Genomic DNA, 24,488 nt, shown 5'->3' on the forward strand with positions numbered 1-24,488 from the left:
ATCACCTCTGCAGCACTCACAAAATTTGTTGAACAGTCCATAAACTATTTTAGATTTATGAAACCATTAAAACTTCAAAAAATAGTTAATATATGGTAAATTTAAACTACGATAGAACCTGGAGATGGGGAATTCATGGCTTCAGCAAATATTTTTTAGGAGGGCTTCCCATTAAGAAAATGCTGTTGTTAACCATAGCTTTATTTTTATTATTTCTGACTTTTCCCTTGCCTGCATGGGCTCAGGCCGTAGCTGAAGATGTTATTTCTTTTGCGAATAAAGAAGGATTAACATTGATTAGAGAAGGGCTTTCTAAAGACCCTAAAGGATACGGTTACAACAATGAAGCAGAGATTAGTAAAATTACCGTAGGCGAAGGAATGCAAATTCATTTTATTGATGGCGCTAAGCTTAGGCAAGCTTCCAATAGTCTGATTGAAACGGTCACACCCCAAGAGATCTGGGAGTTTCTTATTTTATCGGGCGGGATACCCAAATCTAAATTGATCATTCAAAAGGATTCAAACGGGTCCTATCAAGTTACTGAGTTTGGAGGGAATCCTGATACTCTGGCCTATGTTATTGAATCTCTACAGGCTGAGGGTGAAGGGAGTGAGCCCATACTAATCCGTGAGCGCGACGAATATATAGCTGCCTTCAAGAAAGACAATCAGGAATTCATCATTGTTCCACAACAAGCCTCATCGGCAGAAGCTAAAGGACTAACCACTAATATAGAGCCTCAAACCCCAGAACATTTAATAGACGTGTTGCAGACGATGCAGAACGACTTTTCCGATGACGAGCAGGATGGTTGGGAAACCATTGCTTCCGCGTATTACGCGGACTATAATAATCACCTAACAAGGTCTATCACCATTAGCGCCATTATTGCTCTAGCAGCAGTATTTGTGATCTGGGCCTATCTCAGAAGACGTAAGCAACCTAAGTAAATGTAAAAAGAAATAGGCCGCTCTCCTTCATGGAGTGCGGCCTATCTTTCTCTCATCTACGGCTCCCGAGAAATATTCAAACACTGCACTAATACTATTAAAAACTTACCAAGAAACTACTCAAAGGCATATCGGTTTACTCAACTTTCCTTATAAACAATTTTTTTCAAAAAAAGCATAATCCTTATAAAGAATTTTCTGGAATTTCCGATATATTTATAGTACACATAATGGTTCAAATTACCTAATTGGGAGGGTTTTATTTGAAAAAGATTTTTAAAATCGGGTGTCTGGGATTCATCGCTTTAATTGTACTAATCATTGTCATTGGTATATTTGCTAAAGATAAGGATAGTTCAAACGACACAACTAGCAAATCTAATACCACCGCAAACTCTGTAGAAACAAAGGGCACCTCAAAAGAAGATGCGAAAAAACTAGCAAAAAAAGGAGAAGAATTACAAGTTGGCGATGTTGTTTTTAAAGTTAACAAGGTAACTACTACCAAGGAAATTAAAGATGGAAATTACTTATCCTACTCACCTAGTGCTGACGGAAGTATTTTCCTAGTAGTAAATGTAACTGTTAAAAATGCTGGTAAAAAAATGATTACCACAGACTCATCATACTTTCAGCTCCTAAAAGATGAAGTTACGTATAACCCATCAACGTTGATTACTACTTCCGGAGACTATTTTTTATATGAAGGAATCAATCCTGGATTGGCTCAAACAGGCAATGTAGTATTTGAAATCCCAGAAGATATGACTGGCTTTCTTTTGAATGTCCAAACTGGGTTCTGGGGAACCGAACAAGGACAGATTGAATTGAAATAATACTATATGGATCGTAAACCACCAATGTAAGTTGGTGGTTTTTTGCTACTTCTTCGACGTAAAAATTCTACTTTATGATCAAAATAACCGTCAACGAAGTAACTAGTGCTTTAAAACGTAGTGGTTAAGATACTTGGCAGTTAACAACTGGATATTTAAAAAACAATGCAAAAGGCACTACCTTGAGGCAGTACCTTTTGCATTGTTAAGTGAAGAGATATCTAATTTAGGGGGAGATTAATCCTCCGCATCGATTCAATCAGGTCGTATGTTACATAGCTTTTTCAGCCAGATCGCTAACTAAATTTCTCATCCACTTACGGGAGTAAATCCGGGCGTAGCCGAAGCCAAAGCGGACAACCTCCTCCAGCGAGATGACGAGATACACAAGGTAGACAGGTTGCTTCCAAATGTATGACAGCAACAGCCCGGATGGGACTCCTATCAGCCACGTTGCGGTAGACTCCATGCCGAATACGAACTTGCTGTCTCCTCCGCTGTTTAGTATACCGCCGGCTATAATCATATTGGATACTTTGACCCAAAGAAATCCAGCAAACACGATAACGATATACATGCTCATTTGTTTAGCGTCCTCGGAGATATTGAACGCAGAGACATACAGCTTCGAGCCTGCCGCAATGATAACCCCGACGATCAGAGAGATAATGATGCCTAGACGAATGAATCTTTTCGCATGATCGAGTGCGATATCAGATTCATTCGCACCCAAACGGTTGCCAACCATTACCCCTGCTGCACTAGCCAGACCCGATAATAGGCCAATGCAAAGACCCTGAAGTGGGAAGGTAATGGTCATCGCAGTCATTTCCATCGTCCCCATACGGCTATAAATAATCGCATATGCTGTTTCGCCCAATACCCAGATTAATTCAGTCAGTAGCAGCGGATAGGTCGTTCCAAAAAACTTGCGAATGAGCGGTTTAGGAACAATGAATAAGTTCTTTAACCCGACAGCTCCCGGTAAACGATACCGGTACACGGCACCAATGATCAACAAGCATTCGAAGACCCTAGAGATAAGAGTAGCAATGGCAGCGCCCTTCAGACCAAGCGCAGGAGCACCGAAATGTCCGTAAATAAGTACGTAATTCAGTATAATATTCAAGCCAACTGCAATTAGACTTACATACATCGGCCATTTGGCATGGCCAGTACTGCGTAAAATCGCGGAATACATCATCGTGAGCATGACAGGCACAAAACCGATCGACATTATCTGGAGAAAGATATAACCCTCATCTATTACATTCATGTCTGTAGTGAATAGGCTCAGAAAGAGCGGCGAATCGATAAAGACAGCCGCAGAGAACAGGAACGAGAACGCAAAGCCAGTGATCAGTCCGAGACCCAGTACTTGAGAGACGCTTTTGGAATCTTTATTTCCCCAAAACTGGGCTGCATATATGGATACACCCGTCGATAAACCGGCCAAGACAACCGCGATGATCCCGTATATTTTGGTCGACATCCCCACCGAGGCAATTGCCACATCTCCCAGCTGCCCAACCATCAATTGATCCGTCAAATTAAGCAATGCCATCAGCAAGCTTTGAAGCGTAACGGGCACAGCGATTTTATACACACTTTTGTAGAAATCTTCTTTCTCTGACATGTATCGTTCACAACCCCCATATTCTCGATTTTTCCAGAACTTATAGCCATTCGCAGTCTATGACTTAGTTTGAGGTTAGATCACCTTTTTGTAGCGCATGAGCGTGTAGTTATCTTTTGGTTGAATTTCTACAACCTTGAACTTTTTCGCAAAGTTCAATTGCTGATACCCGTCTCCATCCACTAAAGTAATGTTTGTGGAGCCGCCTATGATGATTGGAAGCTGCATTAGAATAATCTCATCGACGATATCCTGATTGAAAATATGCCAGTTTAAGAATCCGCCGCCTTCGACCATCAGACTGGTAATCCCATAGTTCTCCTCCAACTGACGTTCAAGCTCCACAAAATCTACTTTATCCTCGCCGCAGATAAGGCACTCCTTTCCTCTTTGCCGGATCTGTTTGATTTTTTCTTCATCCCGTCCTTTCTCGGTCGTGACAATAATCGTCTTCCCTTGGTCCGAGAGTACATTGCAATCTAGCGGAATATCCAAGGTAGTTGTCGGAATGATACGAATTGGATTTTTATTTTCCTCATACCGATTAGTAAGAAAGGGATTGTCCGTCAAAATTGTATTTTTGCCGACCATAATTCCCTGCACCTTCCCCCGGAATAGATGAATAAATTCCATATCCTCACTGGAAAATAAAGAAAAAAGCTCTTTACTCGAATTACCAGCGCCCATAGTGAGCTTTCCATCAATAGAAATTTGGCTGAATATCGTTGTTTTCATTTGGCTCTCCCCATCTCTAATTAGCTTTTAAATGCGCCCCAAGAGGCTTGAATAGTCTGTTCTATTTTGTTCAATGCTTGTTCAGGATTGCTCAAGGGCAGCTCGATAAGACCCGCATTTAACGCCTCCCATACATGGATCATGAAGGGATAAGTCGGCATCGGCCGTGAGTGATCCAAAAGCGATAAAATCATCTTTCTGTTAGGCGCAGCAGAGGCAGCTAGATGGTTCAGCACCTCTTCCTGAGCCGGAATCCGCTGTACACCCAGCGTCCACATAGTTTGGCATTCGTCACTCAGCATAAAGCGCGTGAATGATAAAATATCTTCCCGCTCCTCGGACGTTAATGAATGATTAGGGTAGATCAGGCCAATAGAAGAAGACATGGATAATGATTGCCGCCCTTCGATGCTCGGAAGCTGGCAAACCGCAAGCCTATTGTTCATATGTTTATCTAGATGGTTATAAATCCACTCGCCACAAATAATGGCGCCGATCTTACCGTCAATGAACTGCTCAAGCAGTCCTGTGGAGCCGTCGAGACTAACGAGCACGCCTTGATCCATCTTGTCGCGAATAAACTGAAGCGCCTGCTTCATTTCAGAGGTGACGATATTCGGCTTTCCATTCTGTACAGGCCAACCGCCGAAAGCTGTAAGGAACGGAATAAACCAATAGCCTTGCTGTAAGTCTGCTCCAATCGGTATGATACCTTGGGCGGATAACTTTTCTGCTGCCTCTTCGAACACGTCCCATGTCGTCGGCGCACTAGGGTAAATCAACGGGTTGTAATACACAACCAGATGATTACCCCGCAATACAGGGATACCATACTGAACACCATTCATTTGCATCGTTGAAAGGGCTCCCTCAGTCAGCGTATCGTCAAATAGCCCGCCCGGTACTTCGGAGTAAAGACCGTTCTCCACATAGGAGGACATGTCAGCAGGAACCATCGCCAGATGCGGACCTTGCTGGGTGTCCTTAATTTGGTTCAGGCGCGCAGTCAGCTCCGTAATATTCATCACTTGTGGTGTAATTTGTACGCCGAAGCGCTCTGTATACAGCTTACAAATTCCCTCCAGCACCTCAATCGAGGTATCTCCTGGACCATCAAACTCATGCCATACCACGACTTCCTTATTGTTCTTTTCCATTGCAGCCTCTCTCCCTTACCTAAATTGTCTATGATTGTTTACGAGCACTAAAGCCTGATTAGGCGCAAGCAGCAAGCAATCGAACGCCTGACCTACGCTGCTACCCGTTAAGGAACTATCCAGTGTTACCGTCATTGGGCATCGGCCAGGTACGGCAACCTTCAAATCAACTTGGCAGAAAGCATCAGCACTCAAGTTAAAGCAGCACAGCAGCGTTTCATCCCCTTGCATATACCCGTACAGAACAATACCTTCCGGGGATTGAGCCACGAAAAAGTTTTCCGGCTTCACTAGGTGGCGCCAATCTTTCTTGAGTTCACTTAGCTCCGCCAACAGCGGCAGCATCGGTGTAGGATTGGTCCAATTAATTTGCATAACGTTAAAAAAAGCTCGGGAAATCTCCTTTCCGTTCGTGTTGTCTCCAAGACCACAGTTGAGCGGCTGCTCCTCATTCATTTCATAACCCGTCGTCACGTATGGAATTGCGTTCGGAAGAAATTGATTAAATACCGCGATCATCCGAGCAACCTCTACACCGCCACGGCTGGTGATCCGAGGAGTATCTGCTGTTTCTGCACAGGCAAATATATGAATATTCAACTCAGGCAGCTCTTCTAAGAATGAAATGAGATTCTCTTTAGTAATTTGTGTCATGACGTTCCATCCACTGCCAAGCATAATGTTATAGCCGGTGTTTGCTGCCTTCTTGTGGTTGCGATTGAACAAATCTTCGCTGATTAAGATCGCATTTGGATTCATCTCTTTAATCGTGTCAAAAATACGAGTCAACAACGGAATAGGAAGCACGTGTCCGATGTCGATGCGGAAGCCGTCAATCCCAAATTTTTCGAGATTAACCCGTACTGCCTCCTCCAGAACATCCCACAGCTCCAGATTCGGCTCCTCTCCCGGGTAGTCATTGCATTTAATCGTATCAAAAAGGACATATGGCGCCTGATCCGGACTTATAAGATGTCTCACTTGCGGAGAGAAATCCTGGTAGAGGCGTAAGAACGTAATGTCTGTCCAAATCGGCTGCACATCATTTATCCAATCCGAATGCGCTGGAGCAGTCGTTATCCCCATCTCTTGCTCCACCAAAGTTAATAGCTCCTCTCCTGTTTTAGCAGCTTTCTCTTTCAAGTGCTGCCAAAGGATTGGATGGAGTTCATTGGGCGGTGGCGTGAACTTCCGCAGAAATACTGCTGTCTCCTGGCTGCGGTAGACCGTCTCCAATTTGTCCGGCGTACACTCCTCAAAAAATCCAAGCTGGGGAATTGCGGGCGGCGCAAAGCCTTCTAATTCATCCATTTTGATCCAATACACCCATTCAGGATGCTCGGTAATGAACGCACTGTTTTTCGCCGTCACACGGGGAATGAAGTCAACAACAGTCTTAATATCAAGTAAATGACAAGCCTCTACCAAAGCGCTGAGCTCATCGTGGATCGTAAACTCCTCCATATCATCCAATAGGCTATCGTGCAGGTTCTCGTCCAAATGGAATAACGATTGCACTGCGTAAGGGGACCCAATATCCCCCTTCAGATTCAACTTGCTGTACTGGTTAACTGGAAGCATGTACAGAATATTGATGCCCATTTTCTTTAGCAGAGGCAGAAGAATAAAGAATCTTAAAAAAGTACCCGATTCAATTTTTCCGTCATGGTTGTAATCCCAAGCCGTAGAATAGCGAATAAGCGAAGAATAGATCGCGCTATCGTCCAGATTTGTGCGTTCCTTAAGCAGATATCTCCACGAAAGCCTGTCCAGATAATTCAAATGATCTGTCAAAAAATCATACGGGTGTACACAAATTTCACCCTCTTTTTCTAAGAGAACACGCTCATATTGGCACTCATTCCACACTGCGGGTATCCAAATTGGCTCTATGTCTTTAGCCTTTTGTGTAGACAAGTAATCTTTAATTAATCTGAATTTGCTATCATTGCTCATCAACAGTGCCACCTCTCATTGATTGTAGTCTTACGTTTAGGGAACAAAAACCGTCTTTACGGTTTCACTCCCAACCACCTTCAAAGAGTTCAATTCATAGCCGATCAACTCGTCTATCGCTGCTTCATGCTCACTGAGCTTAACTTTTCTAGTCACTAGTTTCTCCATTTCAGGAGTTTCAGCGGCAAACCGCAAAGCTTCCTCGAACATGTGGCGGTATTCACCTGCTGCTATAATTTTTATTGCATGCTGCACGAATTTAGTAGGGGAAAAGGTGTAGCGATACTTCGCATTAATACCAAAAGGAACGATGCGGCCTCCACGTTCAATCCACTTTTCCGCCATTTCGAGTTGAGTGCCCACCGTATCGATAATCACATCAAACTTATGTCCCGCACAGATTTTGTCTACGGTAGCTTGATTTAATTGGGCAGGGGTTAAAGCAAAATCTGAGATCTCTCTGGCAAAAGCTAGCCGATAGGGATTAACTTCAGTCGCTACCGTGAGCGCAGATTTCGACTTGCTCACAATTTGGCTTAACAGTCCCATTGGACCCGATCCAAGAATGAGTACCTTGTCGTCTGCTGTGACATTGGCTTCTTTGAAATTGTGCAGTACACAGGCAAGCGGCTCAATCAAAACCCCCGTCTCCCAGCTCATATGATCGGGAAGACGGTGTGCAAACGTTTGTGCAGTTGAGTAAAAAAAAGTGAATGTCCCATTTCGATTCAAACCCGCAATAGGCATCCCATTTCCATCGATGCCCGTACAGAGGTGCGGCTGTTTCTTCAAGCAAAAATAGCATTCATCACAGCTTTGATTCGGATCGATAACTACGCGGTCGCCTACCTTAACACGGTCAACGTTGCTGCCGATTTGGATTACAGTCCCTACTGCCTCATGACCACGAATGACCCCTGGAACCCCCTCCTCTTTCCCAGTTATGACTGCTAAATCTGTTCCACATACACCTGTCATCTCAATCCGGATCTTGACTTCATCCGGTGCTGCAATCTGCGGCTCTTCCCATTCGCAAAGCTCCAGCTTATGATTAGATGTCCACACCAACGCTTCCATACTCATTCCCCTTTCTTTTTTGTTATCCATATTCGCCCAGAATATATCATAACTACCATGTAAAAGTAAGGTGAATGTTGTCGAAAAATGTTAATAATTACATTTATATATAAATACTTCACGAGTAAGCGCTTTAATTTTCTTTCGCTTATTATGCGGAGTGCACTGTCTGAAACGGCAAGTTTAAGGGCCATCCTTTGTGGGATGACCCTTGAATACGATTGTGATCAACCGAGCTCCGTGCGGGAGAGTAGCCCCCGAATCAACGTCTCCTATTTTGCAGCTTCCGCTTCCAGCCGTGCAATGACCTCAGAGCGGGCTTGATCTGTGAAGCGAAGCACCCCGTTTTCCTGGACGATTAGCTCTTCCCGTATTCGCCCATCCAGCCAGTCGCTGATCCATCCCGGAGCGTATCCTCCTTGCCCGAACTCGCCGCCAAAAGCGATCATTTTCTCATATACATCCAGATATTGTTGACGGCTCGTATTTGGATAAGAGCTTGTGTACAGCCAGAACTGCACATCGTACATCAGAGTAGAAAGCTCATCCGCATGAAAGGAGAAGTGTCCCTTCTCTTCAACGATTCGGGTACAGACTTTACGGATCTTCTGCTCAAGCTGATCTACCTCAGACACATCGCTGCACAGCTTCGCAAGCAAAGGTGAGAATTGGCCTACGGCTACTTTGCGCAAATCCTCCTCTTTATCTTCTTCAGAGGTGTCGTATTCCTCATCACTCACCAGGCCGCGTATAAACGTCTCGAAGTCTTGGGCCAGAAACGTAATCTCATAATTATCTTCCTGATCCACATGAATTACCTCGGGTTCGCCGTCCCTCCCGCAATTGCGGTAATCCAGCATCACGACATCATGGCCTGCCGAAGGGCAATCACAAATTACCACGCCGATGTCGGGATACCCCCACTCCTCAATCATGAACGGGCTGCCGAGATCGCCGCAGATGGAATAGCTTTTCTCGCGTCCGATGCCCATAATGCCCGTAATCGCAATATGATCCTCAGCCCATGAGGTCGCGTCCTCGGTCGGAAAACAAGTATTATAAGGCACTCCCCCATTGTGCTGCTTCATCAGACTGATATAAGAGGCAGGAAGCTTGTAACCCAGTTCTTCTTCTACAGAAGCAATCAGCTCATCCGTAGGCGGAGAAGAAACATATTCTTTTAGCGCATAATCGCTATCGTCCCAAAAGCCGGAGAGATCCATCCCGTCAAAAGGAGCTGCAGTCGTCCCCGAATCATTATGCTGTTCTCTGATTGCCCGTCTGGCTGCGGCGTCTTGTTCTTTGCGAAGCTTGCGCTGGCTGAATTTCAAAAACATGGCCGTGTTCTCATCATCCGGATCGAGGTCATGGGCAATACTCAGCACTCTCACCGCTTCCTCATATCGATTCAAATAATAGTAGGAATATCCCACACGAAAATGCCACAGATAATCATTCTGCCCTTGTTCCGCAATCATCGCGAAGTGTTCAAGGGCTTCTTCATAACATCCCACATTGTTATACGCTCTTGCCAGACTGCTGACTACCTCGTAATCTCTGTCCGCTGGAGGAATCTCCATCAGAGTGTCTACAATCTTCTGGTGTTCATCATCTTCATGCCACTGTGTCAGCTGTGCCACTAGTTCTTTGTCCATAGTCTACCTCCCCAAGCTTATAATTAAGTTACTAGAATATAGAGAAATATGGTTTTCCCTATTCTACCAGATGGGATGTAGGTATTGAAAATCGAAAAAGAGGGCATCTCCAAAATTTTTAATTATGGATACAGCCATATCCCTGAAACCGTCATCACCGCTGGCAGTGCAGTCTCGTCAACCGCTACATTGTCATACCAGCCGCCCACTGCAAGGTTCAGCACCAGATAAAATGACTCGTTAAAGGGCATAATGCCTGGCTCCAAGCAACGCTCGGCAAAGCAATGTCCGTCTACCAGCCATCGAATCGAACTGGCATTCCATTCCAGTGCATAATCATGGAATTCATTAATGGTTCCGCTTTCAAAATGGTGCGAGAACTCCTCAACGATTTGATGTTCCCAATTCTTTCCGTAGTGCAGTGTTCCGGATATTTGCTGAGGCAAGCGGCCTTTGGCTTCCATGATATCAATCTCGCCGGAAGCTGGCCAAGGCCCGTAAGCCTGTTCCTGCGGAAGCAACCAGATGGCAGGCCATACCCCTTGCCCTACCGGCAGTTTTGCACGCACAACCAACTTGCCATAACAAAAGGAAAAATGGTCCTTTGTATCCAAACGAGCCGAGGTATATGCAAAATTGCGCCCATCCTTTTCAATGGATTCGCTGCGCGCGCACAGGTTTAAGCCAAATTCATCGATATACAGATTGCTGGAATGATCCGTGTAATACTGCTGCTCTCCGTTGCCCCAACCTGGGTCTATGGGATTACCCTCATTATCTAACAAGTCGTTGCCAAGGCGGACATTCCATAGCTTTAAATCGGCATTTCTATCTAAGAAATTCTGTTCCCATATAGGTTTATTCATCCTTTGCACACTCCCTTCATTTAATCACAGCATACTTAATTTTTGCGGCTGGTCAAACAAATCTAAAAAAATGGGATAGGGTCGATAATCATGGGCTTTTTTTCCTATACGCTTTTTCATACGATGAAATAGAAAGGGGGCACGGAAAATGTTCCAATACAGAACGGAACAAATGAAAGCGCTTTTTAAGCAGTGGCAATTGCAAAGCATGGTTATCCCGGGAATCATCTGGATGTTTATCTTTTGTTATATCCCTATGTTCTGGCTCATTATTGCATTTATGGACTACAGCATCGCCAAACCCTTACTAGAATCACCGTTTGTCGGGCTGAAGCATTTTCAGGATTTTTTGACGGATGAGCGTTTTTGGCGTTCGATTCGCAATACTCTGGGAATGAGCAGCATCAAGCTGGTCTTGGGTTTTCCCATTCCTATCTTGTTCGCCTTGCTGCTGAATGAAATACGGAGTCTTCGATTTAAGCGAACGGTACAAACCATTTCGTACCTGCCGCACTTTATTGCCTGGACGATTTTTGGCGGCATTGCGCTCAATTGGCTGGGCGAGGGCGGTGTGATCAATCAGTTGATGATGGCGTTCGGGCTCCAGGAACGCGAAATCCTGTTTAACAGCGACCCTAAGTACTTTTGGTGGATCACCTTTTTCACCGATACGTTAAAAGAAACCGGCTGGAGCGCCATTATCTACATAGCGGCAATATCCGGCATTGATCCGGGGCTGTACGAAGCGGCTGAGCTGGATGGCGCAAATCGGCGGCAGCGGATGTGGCATATCACCATTCAGAGCATACGCCCCACCATCGCTATTTTGTTCATCCTCGCTGTCAGCGGGATACTCGGCAGTAACTTTGAGCAGATCTTTATGTTGAAGAACAATATGAACATGAGGATGGCGGAAAGCCTAGACTTGTATATCTACAACATGGGGTTGGTCTCCGGGCGCCATTCCTTCTCAACAGCCGTCCTGTTCGCCCGCTCTATTGTGGCGCTAGGTTTGTTGTTTTTGGCCAATCACACATCCAAAAAACTAACCGGCGACAGCATTTTTTAGAAGGGAGAGGACAGAGGTATGGAAAGACGCAAAAGATTTCGGCAAATTGGAGTATTTGAGGTCTGCAACACCCTGCTGATGCTGGCGGTTTGCTTTTTAACACTGTACCCGATGTGGTTTGTATTCATTAACTCGCTTAATGCTCCGCAGCAGGCATCCCTGGGCACCGTCAACTGGTTTCCCAAAGAATTATCGCTGGCCAGCTATAGCGTTGTGTTCAATGATAAGACTATGATGAACGGTTTTTACATTACCACTCTGCGCACAGTGATCGGGACAGCAACGCATGTGTTGTTTACCGCCATTATTGCTTACGGAATGAGCAAGTCTAATCTGATCGGACGCAAGCTGTATCTTAAAATCGCATTGGTTACGATGCTGTTCTCAGGCGGGCTGATCCCTACATTTATTCTGATGACGAAGCTGGGCTTATATGATAATTTTTGGATATTCATCATTCCCTCTATGTACACTTTTTTTAATATGGTCATTTTCATGAGCTTCTTCCGCACCATACCCGATAGCCTGGAGGAGTCTGCGAAGGTAGACGGTGCTTCAGACTATGGCGTCCTGTTCAGAATCGTATTGCCCAATAGCATGGCTGTCATTGCGACTATATCGCTTTTTTCAGCCGTTTATCATTGGAATGATTATTACCAGGGGGTCATCTACATCCGTTCGCAGGAATTACTGCCACTGCAGACCATGCTGTACAAAATCATTGCGGAGAACTCTATGTCCTTCATGCAGCAGCAAGCTATGGCGCAATTCGGCGCAAGACTTCCCGGCAACTCTATTAAATTTGCATCCATGATGGTGGCCACACTGCCTATTCTGATAGTCTATCCTTTCATTCAACGCTATCTGGTCAAAGGCGTGATGATTGGCGCCATTAAGGGATAAGAGTGTGAGTGTCTAGAAACTGGTATTCAAAAATTCAGAAGCAGCAAAGAAAGGATGATTATGTCATGAAACGTAATCTCATTAAGCCGGGGTTGACCCTCGTTCTGGCCGCAAGCCTGATGCTAGGCATAGCCGCGTGTTCCAATTCAGCGAATAGTGAAAATAAGCCGACACCACAGCCTACAGATAGTACACAGCCGCCCCCGAGTGAAGCAAAGCTCAATCCCGATGATCCGGCATGGAAGCTGGATACCAGCCCTGTTGATTTAACCTGGTTCGTAGGTGCTAACTGGTATGCCCACACTTGGGGAGACAGCTTGACCTCCAAGTACGTAACGGAAAAAACAGGCGTAAACATCAAGCTTGAAGTACCTTCCGGTGAAGCCAATGAACATATTACCCTGATGATGACCTCGGGCAAGCTGCCAGACTTGATATCAATGGGTTCGTGGGAAACCGCTGTCAAAAAGCTGTGGGAAGGCGATCATGTCTACGCCTTAAATGAATTAGCTGACAAGTATGACCCTTACTTCTTCAAGGTGGCCGGGGACGGTACACTGAAGTGGTATCGTCAAGAAAATGGCAATACCTATGGCGTTCCGAATGATTCATATAGCCCCAACCTGATGCATGAAACTGGCATGACGGCGGCTAACCAGACTTTCCTGGTGCGGAAAGATCTGTATGAGGAGATGGGCAGCCCGGACCTTAGCACTCCAGAGGGCTTTCTGAACGCACTGCAACTGGTAAAGGATAAGTACTCCCAATATAAAGGCCAGCCCATCAGTCCCTTTTTTGCACAAGGGAACGTCCCTTACGGGATGACCGAATATCTGCAGAACCTACTGGCCGTTCCGCATGAGAAAGACGGAAAAGTATACGACCGCATTACCGATCCCGATTATATTGCCTGGCTAAAAACCTTCCGTACGGCTTACGAGCGCGGGTTGATTAATGTGGATTTCCTGGTGGATTCCGATACTCAGGTAGAGGAAAAAACAAACAACGCCCGCTATTTCATGATGGTCCGCGAGTGGACCGGTATGTCGGCTGTCAATCCTATGCTGGCTGCTAGCGGCAACCCGGACTCTTACTACATCGCAGTCGATGGGCCAAAGAACAGCAAGGGCGATAACCCTAAGTTATTCCCTGGCAACATGGACGGCTGGATGGTGACGATGATTAGCAAATCAACCGAAAACCCTGAACGAGCCATCCGCTTTTTGACCTATCTGGCCAGCGAAGAAGGCCAACGAGATTTGTTCCTTGGCAAGGAAGGCGAAACATGGGAGATGGTAGATGGCAAGCCGCAACTGAAGCCTGAAATGGTAAAATTACTCGACACTGATATTGAGAAGCTGGAGAAAGAATACGGCATCATGGATACCTATTGGATGATGCGAAACCCTGTAATCGTCAACCAGTGGAGACCGGAGAAATCTCCTGTCATTAAGCAAATGGAAGACTTCGCCAATAAGCAGGCCGATATTGATAGCGGTATCTATAAGGGCTTAGATCCACAGGGCGATTCTGATGTGTCGGTAGCCTGGTCCCGTATTTCGCAAAATTGGGAGGAAGTACTCCCTGAGCTAATTACGGCCAAAAATGAGGCTGAATTTGATAAAATCTTCGACAATTTCCTTGACCGCCGCGAGAATTACAACTTTGGCAAGGTGATGGAATACCGCCAGGCTGAACTGGATGTGCGAAAATCCAAAATGGCAGAGTAATAATGCCCGTATTAAGATTGCTGCCGGCCACCGAAAGGGTGGCCGGTATTCCCTTTTTCGCTTCTTTAACCATTTAACAAAACAGCCTAGTTACCTACCGGGCAGTTTGTAATATATGGTATATTACAAGGGTAGGAGGCTACTTAAATGAAGTATCTGCTGACTAAAATGAGGAAGCTGTACCGTAATTCCCGAATCTCCCAAAAGTTGTTTCTGGCTTTTAGCATGATGATTGCCATCCCTGCGATTGTGGTATCCTTTTTATTTATCCGCACACAGGAAAGTCAGCTATACAAGGACGCTATGGCTACCGGCAGCAGCCATGTCTCACGAATTAACGAACAACTGCGCAGCAAAATGGGCATTATTGAGAACGCTTCCTCTACTGCGCTGAATCAAAAGGCATTTGTAGATTTTATTCACTCCAATATGCGCGGGGATGGCCTGCGTCTCGTAAAATTTAGACAAAATCAATTTGAGCAAATGCATAATATCATTCAAAGCTACGAGATGATCAGCGAGCTAAGTTTCTATGTCGATAATCCAAACCTATTTGAGATTTGGCCTGAAATCTACCATTATGACAAGTTCTGGCCGAAGGACTACTGGGTGACACTTCGGGAGGAAGGCGGTGCGGCATACCGCTTATTTGCTTTTAAAGATGGAGAGCATACGCTATCCTATTACCGGCTGGTACGCCTTCAGGGGCAACAGCAGAAACTCCCTACCATTATGGAAATCCGCGCCCAGCATAGCGTCTTTTTCAGTGACCTGCTTGAGGATAGCGGGGGGGATTTCTTTTCTGTAGTGATGGATGGAGCCGACTCTTCCCGATCTGTATACAATCCTGAGCATATCTTTTCACAAAATGCCGGTGAGGAATTGGATAACATTCTAGGTAGCATTCACCAGCGGCTGGATGTGCTGCAGCAGAGTAGCCCCATTAAGGTCAAGGTAGGCGACCATACTTACTACGCGTTGTATCGCTACATCGCCCCACTGAACGCCTATGTAGTGGATATTGCCTCTCATCAAGCGCTGATGAAAGGCCCACGAAGCTGGTATTTGCTCGTAGTAGCGATCACATTGTGTGTATTGCTGCTAATGTTACTGCTCGTTTCACATACCACTCGGCGCATTTTCCGCCGGCTCGACAGGGTGCTGGCTTCTATGCGCAAGGTGCGGCAAGGCCAACTGGATGCGAAAATTGATACCGGCCTGGATAAAAACGAAACCGGTGACGAAATCGACGAGGTGGCCGTCAGCTACAATAATATGTTGGACGAAATCAAACATTTGATGACCCAAGTGGTAGATAAGCAGCTGATTGCCAAAAATGCACAGCTGCACTCGCTGCATTCGCAGATCAATTCACACTTTTTATATAACGCGCTGGAATCCATCCGTATGCTCGCGGAGGTTCAGCGACAGCCCGCTATCGCCGAAGCGTTGGTGTCTTTAGGCTCACAACTGCGATACAGCATGCAATGGCGCAGCGATACGGTTGCGCTTAGCGAAGAACTTGCCAACATACACAGCTATGTCCGATTCATAAACTTTATGGAGGGTGGCAGCATTGAGTTGACGGCGGATCTCCCGCAGGAGGTACTGCGTTATACAATTCCTAAAATGTGCATGCAGCCCATCGTCGAAAATGCCGTTCATCATGCAGCGCCCTCGGGCGGCAGCGTACGTATCCATATTACCGTATCGGTAGAAAATGAAAGCCTTCTGCTAATTGAGATACGAGATGATGGCGCAGGTGTTGACCCGGAAATGCTGTCCAGTCTGCAGGCTGTGCTGCGGGGCGACTCAGATTCACCGATTGTTACCAGCAAAAACGGACTGGGCTTGGAGAACGTGCATAAGCGCATACAGCTTCATTATGGTAAGAACTGCGGTCTTTGGATTGACAGTGTGCAGGGTGCCTATACTTGTGTAACCATACGTTTGCCTTGGGAAAATGTGAATCTTGGAGGATGGTAGGGCATGATCAATATTCTAATTGTGGACGATCAAAAGCACATTCGTGATGGGCTGCAGGCGATGCTGCGTCAATTTCCGCTGCAGCTGGACAATATTTACTGTGCAGTAAACGGAATTGAGGCCTTAGATATATTGAGTCAGCACAACATCCAACTGGTGATTACTGATATCAGGATGCCCGATATGGATGGACTGACGCTGATGGCGAAGAGCAAACAGGAGCATATTGAGGTAGATTACCTGATTATTAGCGGCTATAGTGATTTTGCCTATGCTCAAAAAGCCATCGAACTTGGAGCAAAAGGCTACCTGCTCAAACCTGTGAAACGTGAAGATCTGCAAACCGCAGTAGAACATGTAGCAAATGAGATAAAAACACGGCAGGCGCTCTCGCGTAATATGGAGCATATCTCCCGCCGCGCCCGGGAGACAGACCGCAAAGAACTGAGTATGTTCATGCAGGGTGCAATGATTGATGAAGCGTGGGTTCTCCAGACCCAGCAACAGAATCCAGAGTTGTGGAGTAATTACCGCCTGTGTCTGCTGCGGGAGGAATTATGGATTAACCAACCGGGGGCCGACAGTAGCCACAGTATGGAATCCCTTGCCTACCGTGTGTATGGCAGACGAGGGTGTATATGCCTGCAACACCGCCCGTACCTGATTCTCGCGGTTGATGCAGCCGTAGATACGGGAGCCTTCCCGGCCGCCCTCAAAGCAGGACAGATAGATGCCATTACTGCCATGACCAGCCCGCAGCAAGGATTGAAGGAGTTGCCCCGCAGCTATACACAAGCGCTAGAGCTCTATCGCCACAGTTACCTGTTTCCAGAGAAGAGCTGCATCTTGCCAACACATATTGAGCGACTGGAGCAGCAGTGGGAGCTTCCCTATGAGGAGTTATATGCCCTGTTCCAGTTAATCGGCACCAAAAACAGCGGTACAATCACCCAAGGCATTTCTATGATATTTCACAAAGATACATTGCAACGTTATCACATCCAATACACACAGCAGCTATGCCGTGCCATTGTACAGATGCTGGAGGAATCTGTGCGTGTAATCCGCCCGTACATGGGGGAAGAAGCGCTGGACAGCGAATGTTTACGTAATCTATTCGATTATCCGGGTATTCGCGATTATATTCAGGCGCTGCAACAACAGCTGCTTCGGCTGAACCAATTTTATTATGAATATAAGTGCAGCTATCGCAACTCGCAAGATTTGAATGAAGCCATACGCTTTATACACGAAAGCTATCATAAACCCCTGGATCTCGCGATGGTATCGAACCACGTGTCGCTTAATTATGCCTATTTTTCTAACCTGTTCAAAAAAAATATCGGCAAAGGCTTTGCAGAATACTTGCGCGATGTGCGCCTGGATAAAGCCCGGCGGCTGCTGGCCGAAACCGATCATAAAATTGTAGAGGTAGCCACCATGGTAGGGTATGAAAGCTACAAAAGTTTTACACGATCATTTCGGGATGTCATGGACATGCAGCCCACAGAATACCGGCAAATGATGCGCCGGAAGCACGACAGCGAGGAAAAGTTCCGTGACACAGCGCTATAAATAATCAAAAGCCAAAAAATTGGGTTATAACAAAAATAATTGTACCTTTTAGCTGATTATTATATTCGATAGAATAGAGATGACCCTAAATGTAAGCGGTTTCGTTTCTTCATTATTTTATTAAAGGAGGGCAAGTATGAAACGACTTTACAATACGGAAAGTGGTTTTAAGCAGAAGGTATTTAGTTTGTTCTTAGCAGTAGTACTGTTGGCTGGGGTTGGTCTATTGCCGACTTCTAAGGTGCAGGCAGCAGGAACCACAGTTACCTCTATGTCTTACTTTTCAGCGGCAGACGGTCCTGTCATCTCAAAATCAGGGGTTGGGCAAGCTAGCTATGGTTTCGTCATGCCCACATTCAATGGGGGCTCTGCCACCTGGAATGATGTTTCCGATGACGTCGGTGTAAAAGTAAAAGTTGCTGGAAACTGGGTGGATATTGACAATGCAGGCGGCTATACCTACAACCAAAACTGGGGACACTGGAGCGACGGTGGCTTGAATGGCTATTGGTTCACTCTCTCCGCAACAACGGAGATTCAGCTGTTCTCCAAGGCTAATGGAGTTACACTTGATTACACCCTGGTATTTCAAAACATAAACAAAACGACCATTACTGCTATGGCCCCTACACAAGGGCCGCAGATTTCAGCAGGATTTACAGGAAGTGCAGGCTTTACTTATCCTACCTTCAACAATGATCCGGCCGTTTCCTATGAAGCCGTAGCTGAAGATCTGAAGGTATATGTAAAACCTGTAAGCAGCAGTACATGGATTGATATTGACAATAATGCAGCCAGCGGCTGGATCTATGATAACAACTTCGGACAATTCACCGAAGGCGGCGGCGGCTACTGGTTCACCGTAGCAGAGTCTATCAACGTCAAGTTAGAATCGAAAACCTCAACGGCTAACGTCGTTTATACCCTCACCTTTAATAAACCTGTAAGAAATTCATATGTCTTAACTCCTTATGAGGGAACGACCTTTACCGCAGATGCAAAAGGTGTAATAGGTGTACCGCTACCTAAGATTGATGGGGGCGCTCCAATAGGCACTGAACTAGGAAATTACGTATACCAAATTAACATCAACGGACAATGGGTTGCTATGAGTGATTCCAGCCAGAGCGGATTTGTATACGCCGGCAATGGCTATAACAACATGTCCGATGCCAACCAGTGGGGATATTGGGCTGACTACATCTATGGGCTTTGGTTCCAGCCCGTCCAAGAGGATGTGCAAATCCGTATTGGCTATCCATTAAATGGACAGGCGGGCGGAAGTGTCGGCAATAATTACGTCAACTATACCTTTATCGGCAATCCAGATGCCCCACGTCCGGATGTATCCGATCATGATGACATTGCCATCGGAACACCAAACGACCCGGCGATAGAGGGCATGAATCTCATTTGGCAGGATGAATTTAACGGAACAGCACTCGATACGAGCAAATGGAGCTACGAACAAGGTTATTATATTACTGACGATCCGAATAGCTGGGGCTGGGGCAACGCGGAACTGCAGCACTATACAGACAGTACACAAAATGTATTTGTACAGGACGGAAAGCTGAATATCAGAGCTTTGAACGATTCAAAATCCTTTCCACAGGACCCAAGCCGGTATGCCCAGTACTCATCCGGCAAGATTAACACCAAAGATCAATTGTCCTTCCAGTACGGCAGAGTAGATATTCGTGCTAAGCTGCCTACAGGTAACGGCGTTTGGCCAGCACTTTGGATGCTTCCGGAAGATGCCGCTTATGGAGCGTGGGCCGCATCCGGGGAAATTGATATTATGGAAGCCAAAGGACGCTTGCCCGGCACGACCAGCGGGGCCATACACTTTGGCGGACAATGGCCTGTAAACAGATATATTGCTGGTGAGTATCACTTCCCTGAAGGTCAGACCTTCGCCAATGATTATCATGTGTACTCCATGATCTGGGAAGAAGATAATATGAAATGGTATGTGGACGGCAAGTTCTTCTTTAAAGTCAGTAGAGATCAATGGTATTCCGTAGCTGCACCTAACAATCCGAACGCCCCATTCGATCAACCCTTCTACATCATTATGAATCTGGCGATCGGCGGGCACTTCGACAGCGGGCATACCCCAGATCCGTCGGATATTCCTGCAACAATGCAAGTGGATTATGTTCGTGTCTATAAAGAAGGCAACAGCGAGAATCCGGTAAACGTGCCGGTTACCGGTATTTCTCTGAATCAAACCACTGCGCAGGTGGAGGTCGGACAGACTGTGCAGTTGAACGCCAATGTTGCCCCGTCTAATGCAACCAATAAGCAGGTCACTTGGACCGTATCAGGTACCAACGTCGCTTCCGTGAATCCGAACGGTCTCGTGACGGGACTCACTCCAGGCACAACAACCGTAACGGCTACAACAGCCGACGGTAATAAAACAGCCCTCTCCACCATCACTGTTGTACCGGCAGCATCATCCGGTGTTATCATTGTCGGCGATGAGGTGCGGGGCCTGAAGAAAATAGGTGACGACCTGCTGTTCTATGTGAACGGCGCAACCTTTGCCGACTTACACTATAAGTTGAATAACGGTGGGCAGCTAAACGTAGCCATGACCCCGGCAGGGAACGGTAGCTATACCTACCCTGTAAATCACCTGCAACACGGGGATACCATCGAGTACTCCTTCACCTATAATCCGGGACAAGGGGCCGTCGATTCCCCGACGCTCTCGTATATCCATGGGGTAACCCAAGGAACACCAGAATAAAATAGTTGAACCCTAAGCAACTGCATGAACACAAATAGGCGAGGAGGAAGTGTTGAAGCTTCCCTCTCGCCTATTTTGTTGTTTTTACCGTGCTGCGGGTCTTCTCGGTGGAAGCTCGGCTAGCTAGCCTCATGATTATGGAGTGTCAGTTCATCACCTGACGCTTTCCGCACCTTCGCTCGCTTGCCTAAATTAACGCGTCGAAATGACCCTCCGCGTCCACCGTCGCCGTCCGGGGATCAGTCAGGCCGATGCCCTTGAGGCCTCCCTTTCCTTCATTTCCCCAAAGGGGGAGGTGATCTTGAAGCGGAGAAGCAGGCACAAAATTTACGGAGGTACTGCTCCCGCTTTTCTGTACCAGTTGGGACTCCAGCAGCCGGATTTGCCGCTGCAGCTGCTCCCTGCGATAAGGAGTTTGCATCTCACTTCCTTGTGCCGCATTCACTTTATCCAGTTCCATCATCAGCCGGTTTCGCTGTTTCTCCAGAGAACTGACATCACTCTGTGTACCGCCGTAGGCCGCAATGGTCTGTACGGAGCTGATGCCTGATACTGTCTGTGCCGCCATGATCTTTCCCCCGTTTCCTTGGCTCCCAATCCAAAATCAGCCAAATTTGAAAGTTCTAATCATCTTTATTACCCGGCAGGCCCCGTCATGACAACATCACAGCCTCAATTGGAAAATAATCGTCGTATAGTCTCAGTCGGCCGCTTGTTTCAACCCTACCAAAGACCCACCGAAGGCTGGCTAAAGTCCCTTCAGAGCTCCCTTACTCGTCCTTCAACCGCCGCTGATATAAAATGACAGACACTACTGTTAGCACAACCGTCCATGCCAAATTAATGAGGAGTGGTTTCACTACATCGCCCGTCGTATAACCTGTATTGCTTAGACCCAGCAGATGCACAAGCTGACTGCTTGGCATGTAATCCAGCACTTTGAAGACCGGATAATCCTTCACTAGTACTTCTCCCCACGGTGCCCCCATAAATATGAACGCCACAGGGAGTATAGATAATGAGGATTCAAGCAACGTCTTGGAGAATAAACCGCAGATCGTCCCGGCTGCAGTGTACAGAATAATCGAAAGAATGATTACTGCCACAAATGCCCATATATTAGCTGGCTCATAGCCAAATAATAATGTAGAAATAGCGAGAACAACAGCAGACATGACAAAGACCAAACTGCTTTTACCGATTAGTACATCCATGGTCGTAGCCGGTGTCATCATTAATGACCGTAAAGTGTTACGTTCCTTCTCTTCCGCAATCAAGCAGGCTTGTGCGAAACATGTTAGCAATACAAACGAACTATTAAAAAGAAAACCGCTGGCTCCAGGTAAAGACGCACCTGCCCTCTTGAAAATCAGAGCGATAATAATAGGAAAAATCAGCATAATGGACAGCGCGTAGTTACGTGAAAACTCTTTGTAATCCTTCACAAATATCGCCCGGGCACGTTTGTATGAGATACTCATAGTAGCTCACTTCCTGTCATTTTAATAAAAATATCACCTAGACTTGGCTCTTTCGTTTCTAACCGGTCAATTAGCCCCCGCTTCATCCAATCCGCGATTTGGTCAGCCGCCCCCTCATCGATCGGGAGCTCGTAGGTTTCCCCATTGATTAAGTCCACACTAATTACGTTCTCCCGGTGCTGCCGTTTAAGTTCCTTCGGTGAACCGATGGTTTGGATTTGACCCTGATACAGAATCGCTACACGGTTGCATATCAATTCTGCTTCAGACATATCATGCGTAGTCAGAAAAATCGTAGTTCCTTTCTCATTTAAGTAGCGTAAGCCTTTATAGATATGTGCTGTGTTTACCGGATCTAGAGCCGAAGTTGGTTCATCCAGGAATAATAATTCCGGCTCATGGATAATCGCGCATGCCAGCATGACACGCTGACGCATCCCTTTGGATAAGAGGTTAGCTTTCTTTTTGCGCTCCCCGCTTAAGTTTACAAACTGCAGCACCTTGTCGACCGCAGATTTGGGAAGATCATATAACTTACGATACAACTCCAGATTTTCCTCAATACTTAACCTCTCATATAGACCACTGTTATCCGTCAAAATGCCAAAACGCATCTTCTGAGCAGACTGCTGCATCATCTCCGCCGGCTGGTCAAATACACTTGCCTGTCCACTTGTCGGATTTAACTGTGCCGTTAGAATCTTAATTAATGTTGTTTTGCCTGAGCCACTCGGGCCAAGGAAACCAAAAATTTCACCCTTAGGAATTGAAAAAGAAACATCTGCTAACGCATCCTTTTCTCCAAATCTCTTATGGATACGTTCTACCCGGATAACATTCATTAACTCCACATCCTTAGTGTTGATGGCTTAAACATATACAGATTACATGCTTCCTGCCATCAAAACGCGCCGAAATGTAGCTGTAAGCGCCTGAATGGTACCATTTAAATGTTAAGAAGTGCTTTTAATTCAGGCAATTTTGAACGGGATAACGGAACCACGGCATCTTGACCTGTATTTAATCGCAAGCTGTAGCTATTTTTCGTCCATGTAATAATCTCTCTTACTTTTTGCAGATTAACAATGTAAGATCGGTGACACCTAAAAAAACCGAAATTTAATAATCGCTGCTCGAGCTCGGTCAGCGTCAACGCACAGTCATAATTTTCACCGCCCACATGAACAAGGATTGACCCCTCTACACTTTCTATAAAATCAATTTCAGGCGGATTAAATAAAATCACTTTATCATTTCTTTTGGTAGAGATCTTCTGCAAGGTTATATTGGCCTCGTCTTGTTTCTGTACTTCCTGCTTATCCTCGTCGAAGTCCCGAATATCCAATGGATGAAATCCCGATTCGTTCAACCGATAAATGGCATCACAGGAAATAAGGGCATCCTCTAAATTCGAAGTTAAAATTAAAATCTGCTTTTCTTGAGAAAGATCATCCAGAATCCGTTTGAGTTGACGACAATCTTGCTCTTCCAAGTAAAAATAGGGTTCCTCCAGTACAAGTGTAGGCTGATGCGCAAAAAAGACACGCAGCAATGTCACATACATCCTTTTCGATGAGCTTAGATCCTTGATCTTTACCTTCCGTTCTTCTTTTAAAGCAAAATAATCTATCAACGAAGCGGTACGCTCATTCCTCTCTGTTACTCTGATTAGAAAAGTGATTAGTTCCTCCACCGTTAAACGCATATACTCGTTTTGCCCAGCCCGAAATAAATAATATTGGGAATGATCCCCTAATTGATTCATTAAAAGCTGCTTTCGCTTCAAGTCCGTTATGATGCCAACCGATTGGTTCGGTGTCATATTTAATTCGATCTTCGGTAGAAATAATTCCCCATTATAATAAATTGGTTGAAATTGCATGCCATCCTCCCGGTCAGTGCTGCTATAGGGTATACTTTTTCAATTTTGTTCCTGTTATTTCCTCCTCGATAAATACGATTTAGGTAATATTTAATGCAAATATTAGTAGTCAAGGCATCTAGTTTACCGCATCTCTAGTGAGCAGGAATTCCCTCAACTTAAATTCCTCACTGAGATTTAATACATTTATTTCGAAAATTTTGGAAGAGTTTTGATTTTGTGACTAAATTCAC

The 24,488-nt window shown here is 45.7% G+C and carries 19 protein-coding genes; 8 read left to right on the top strand and 11 right to left on the bottom strand.

The window, feature by feature from the left end; all coding sequences use genetic code 11:
* The first annotated feature begins 92 nt into the window (after positions 1 to 92).
* Positions 93 to 953, top strand: coding sequence for a hypothetical protein (locus PODO_RS29330; RefSeq protein ID WP_143758638.1), 861 nt, complete (start codon positions 93 to 95; stop codon positions 951 to 953).
* Positions 954 to 1,216: 263 nt separating this feature from the next.
* Positions 1,217 to 1,789: a DUF4352 domain-containing protein gene (locus tag PODO_RS29335; protein ID WP_052097390.1), complete on the top strand. Its 573-nt coding sequence runs from the start codon at positions 1,217 to 1,219 to the stop codon at positions 1,787 to 1,789.
* Positions 1,790 to 2,060: 271 nt separating this feature from the next.
* Here the strand turns inward: PODO_RS29335 and PODO_RS29340 are convergent, their stop codons facing one another.
* From PODO_RS29340 to PODO_RS29370, 7 genes are all read right to left on the bottom strand, one after another.
* The gene (locus tag PODO_RS29340; RefSeq protein ID WP_038573894.1) at positions 2,061 to 3,425 is read right to left on the bottom strand and encodes an MATE family efflux transporter; all 1,365 of its coding nucleotides are present in this window, start codon (positions 3,423 to 3,425) and stop codon (positions 2,061 to 2,063) included.
* 75 nt (positions 3,426 to 3,500) lie between these two features.
* Positions 3,501 to 4,160, bottom strand: a complete 660-nt coding sequence (locus PODO_RS29345; protein ID WP_036682374.1) for a dihydrofolate reductase family protein — start codon at positions 4,158 to 4,160, stop codon at positions 3,501 to 3,503.
* A gap of 20 nt (positions 4,161 to 4,180) precedes the next feature.
* Positions 4,181 to 5,317 (bottom strand): sugar ABC transporter substrate-binding protein, encoded by a 1,137-nt coding sequence (locus PODO_RS29350; protein ID WP_038573897.1) that lies wholly within the window; start codon positions 5,315 to 5,317, stop codon positions 4,181 to 4,183.
* Positions 5,318 to 5,332: 15 nt separating this feature from the next.
* The gene (locus PODO_RS29355; protein WP_052097392.1) at positions 5,333 to 7,273 is read right to left on the bottom strand and encodes an alpha-amylase family protein; all 1,941 of its coding nucleotides are present in this window, start codon (positions 7,271 to 7,273) and stop codon (positions 5,333 to 5,335) included.
* 36 nt (positions 7,274 to 7,309) lie between these two features.
* Positions 7,310 to 8,380, bottom strand: a complete 1,071-nt coding sequence (locus tag PODO_RS29360; RefSeq protein WP_244886413.1) for a zinc-dependent alcohol dehydrogenase — start codon at positions 8,378 to 8,380, stop codon at positions 7,310 to 7,312.
* Between the two features lie 242 nt (positions 8,381 to 8,622).
* Positions 8,623 to 10,005 carry an SMI1/KNR4 family protein gene (locus PODO_RS29365; RefSeq protein ID WP_038573899.1) on the bottom strand — a complete coding sequence of 461 codons (1,383 nt, stop codon included), beginning with the start codon at positions 10,003 to 10,005 and terminating at the stop codon, positions 8,623 to 8,625.
* A 122-nt stretch (positions 10,006 to 10,127) separates the two neighbouring features.
* Positions 10,128 to 10,871 (bottom strand): glycoside hydrolase family 16 protein, encoded by a 744-nt coding sequence (locus PODO_RS29370; RefSeq protein WP_051491236.1) that lies wholly within the window; start codon positions 10,869 to 10,871, stop codon positions 10,128 to 10,130.
* Positions 10,872 to 11,019: 148 nt separating this feature from the next.
* On the opposite strand from PODO_RS29370, the gene PODO_RS29375 reads away from it, so the two are divergent.
* The 6 genes from PODO_RS29375 to PODO_RS29400 all read left to right on the top strand — a co-directional run bounded on the left by PODO_RS29375 (position 11,020) and on the right by PODO_RS29400 (position 20,892).
* On the top strand, positions 11,020 to 11,940 hold the full coding sequence (locus PODO_RS29375) for an ABC transporter permease (RefSeq protein WP_038573900.1): 921 nt from the start codon (positions 11,020 to 11,022) through the stop codon (positions 11,938 to 11,940).
* An 18-nt stretch (positions 11,941 to 11,958) separates the two neighbouring features.
* Positions 11,959 to 12,843, top strand: a complete 885-nt coding sequence (locus PODO_RS29380; protein WP_038573901.1) for a carbohydrate ABC transporter permease — start codon at positions 11,959 to 11,961, stop codon at positions 12,841 to 12,843.
* Positions 12,844 to 12,851: 8 nt separating this feature from the next.
* The gene (locus PODO_RS29385) at positions 12,852 to 14,573 is read left to right on the top strand and encodes an extracellular solute-binding protein (protein WP_143758639.1); all 1,722 of its coding nucleotides are present in this window, start codon (positions 12,852 to 12,854) and stop codon (positions 14,571 to 14,573) included.
* 147 nt (positions 14,574 to 14,720) lie between these two features.
* Positions 14,721 to 16,559, top strand: coding sequence for a sensor histidine kinase (locus PODO_RS29390; protein ID WP_038573903.1), 1,839 nt, complete (start codon positions 14,721 to 14,723; stop codon positions 16,557 to 16,559).
* A 3-nt stretch (positions 16,560 to 16,562) separates the two neighbouring features.
* On the top strand, positions 16,563 to 18,134 hold the full coding sequence (locus PODO_RS29395; RefSeq protein ID WP_038573904.1) for a response regulator transcription factor: 1,572 nt from the start codon (positions 16,563 to 16,565) through the stop codon (positions 18,132 to 18,134).
* Positions 18,135 to 18,270: 136 nt separating this feature from the next.
* Positions 18,271 to 20,892: a family 16 glycosylhydrolase gene (locus PODO_RS29400; protein ID WP_038573905.1), complete on the top strand. Its 2,622-nt coding sequence runs from the start codon at positions 18,271 to 18,273 to the stop codon at positions 20,890 to 20,892.
* A 187-nt stretch (positions 20,893 to 21,079) separates the two neighbouring features.
* Here the strand turns inward: PODO_RS29400 and PODO_RS29405 are convergent, their stop codons facing one another.
* The 4 genes from PODO_RS29405 to PODO_RS29420 form a co-directional block, all read right to left on the bottom strand.
* Entirely contained in the window at positions 21,080 to 21,460 is a 381-nt protein-coding gene (locus PODO_RS29405) for a FlxA-like family protein (protein ID WP_038573907.1), read from the bottom strand.
* Between the two features lie 202 nt (positions 21,461 to 21,662).
* Positions 21,663 to 22,373: an ABC transporter permease gene (locus PODO_RS29410; RefSeq protein WP_038573909.1), complete on the bottom strand. Its 711-nt coding sequence runs from the start codon at positions 22,371 to 22,373 to the stop codon at positions 21,663 to 21,665.
* A complete protein-coding gene (locus PODO_RS29415) occupies positions 22,370 to 23,215 on the bottom strand; it encodes an ABC transporter ATP-binding protein (protein ID WP_038573911.1) in 846 nt (281 codons plus the stop codon). The genes PODO_RS29410 and PODO_RS29415 overlap by 4 nt, the downstream gene beginning before the upstream one ends.
* Before the next feature lie 104 nt (positions 23,216 to 23,319).
* A complete protein-coding gene (locus PODO_RS29420) occupies positions 23,320 to 24,255 on the bottom strand; it encodes a LytTR family transcriptional regulator DNA-binding domain-containing protein (RefSeq protein WP_038573913.1) in 936 nt (311 codons plus the stop codon).
* Positions 24,256 to 24,488: the final 233 nt, after the last annotated feature.

Source organism: Paenibacillus odorifer (genome assembly GCF_000758725.1).
GTDB classification, from domain to species: domain Bacteria; phylum Bacillota; class Bacilli; order Paenibacillales; family Paenibacillaceae; genus Paenibacillus_AQ; species Paenibacillus_AQ odorifer.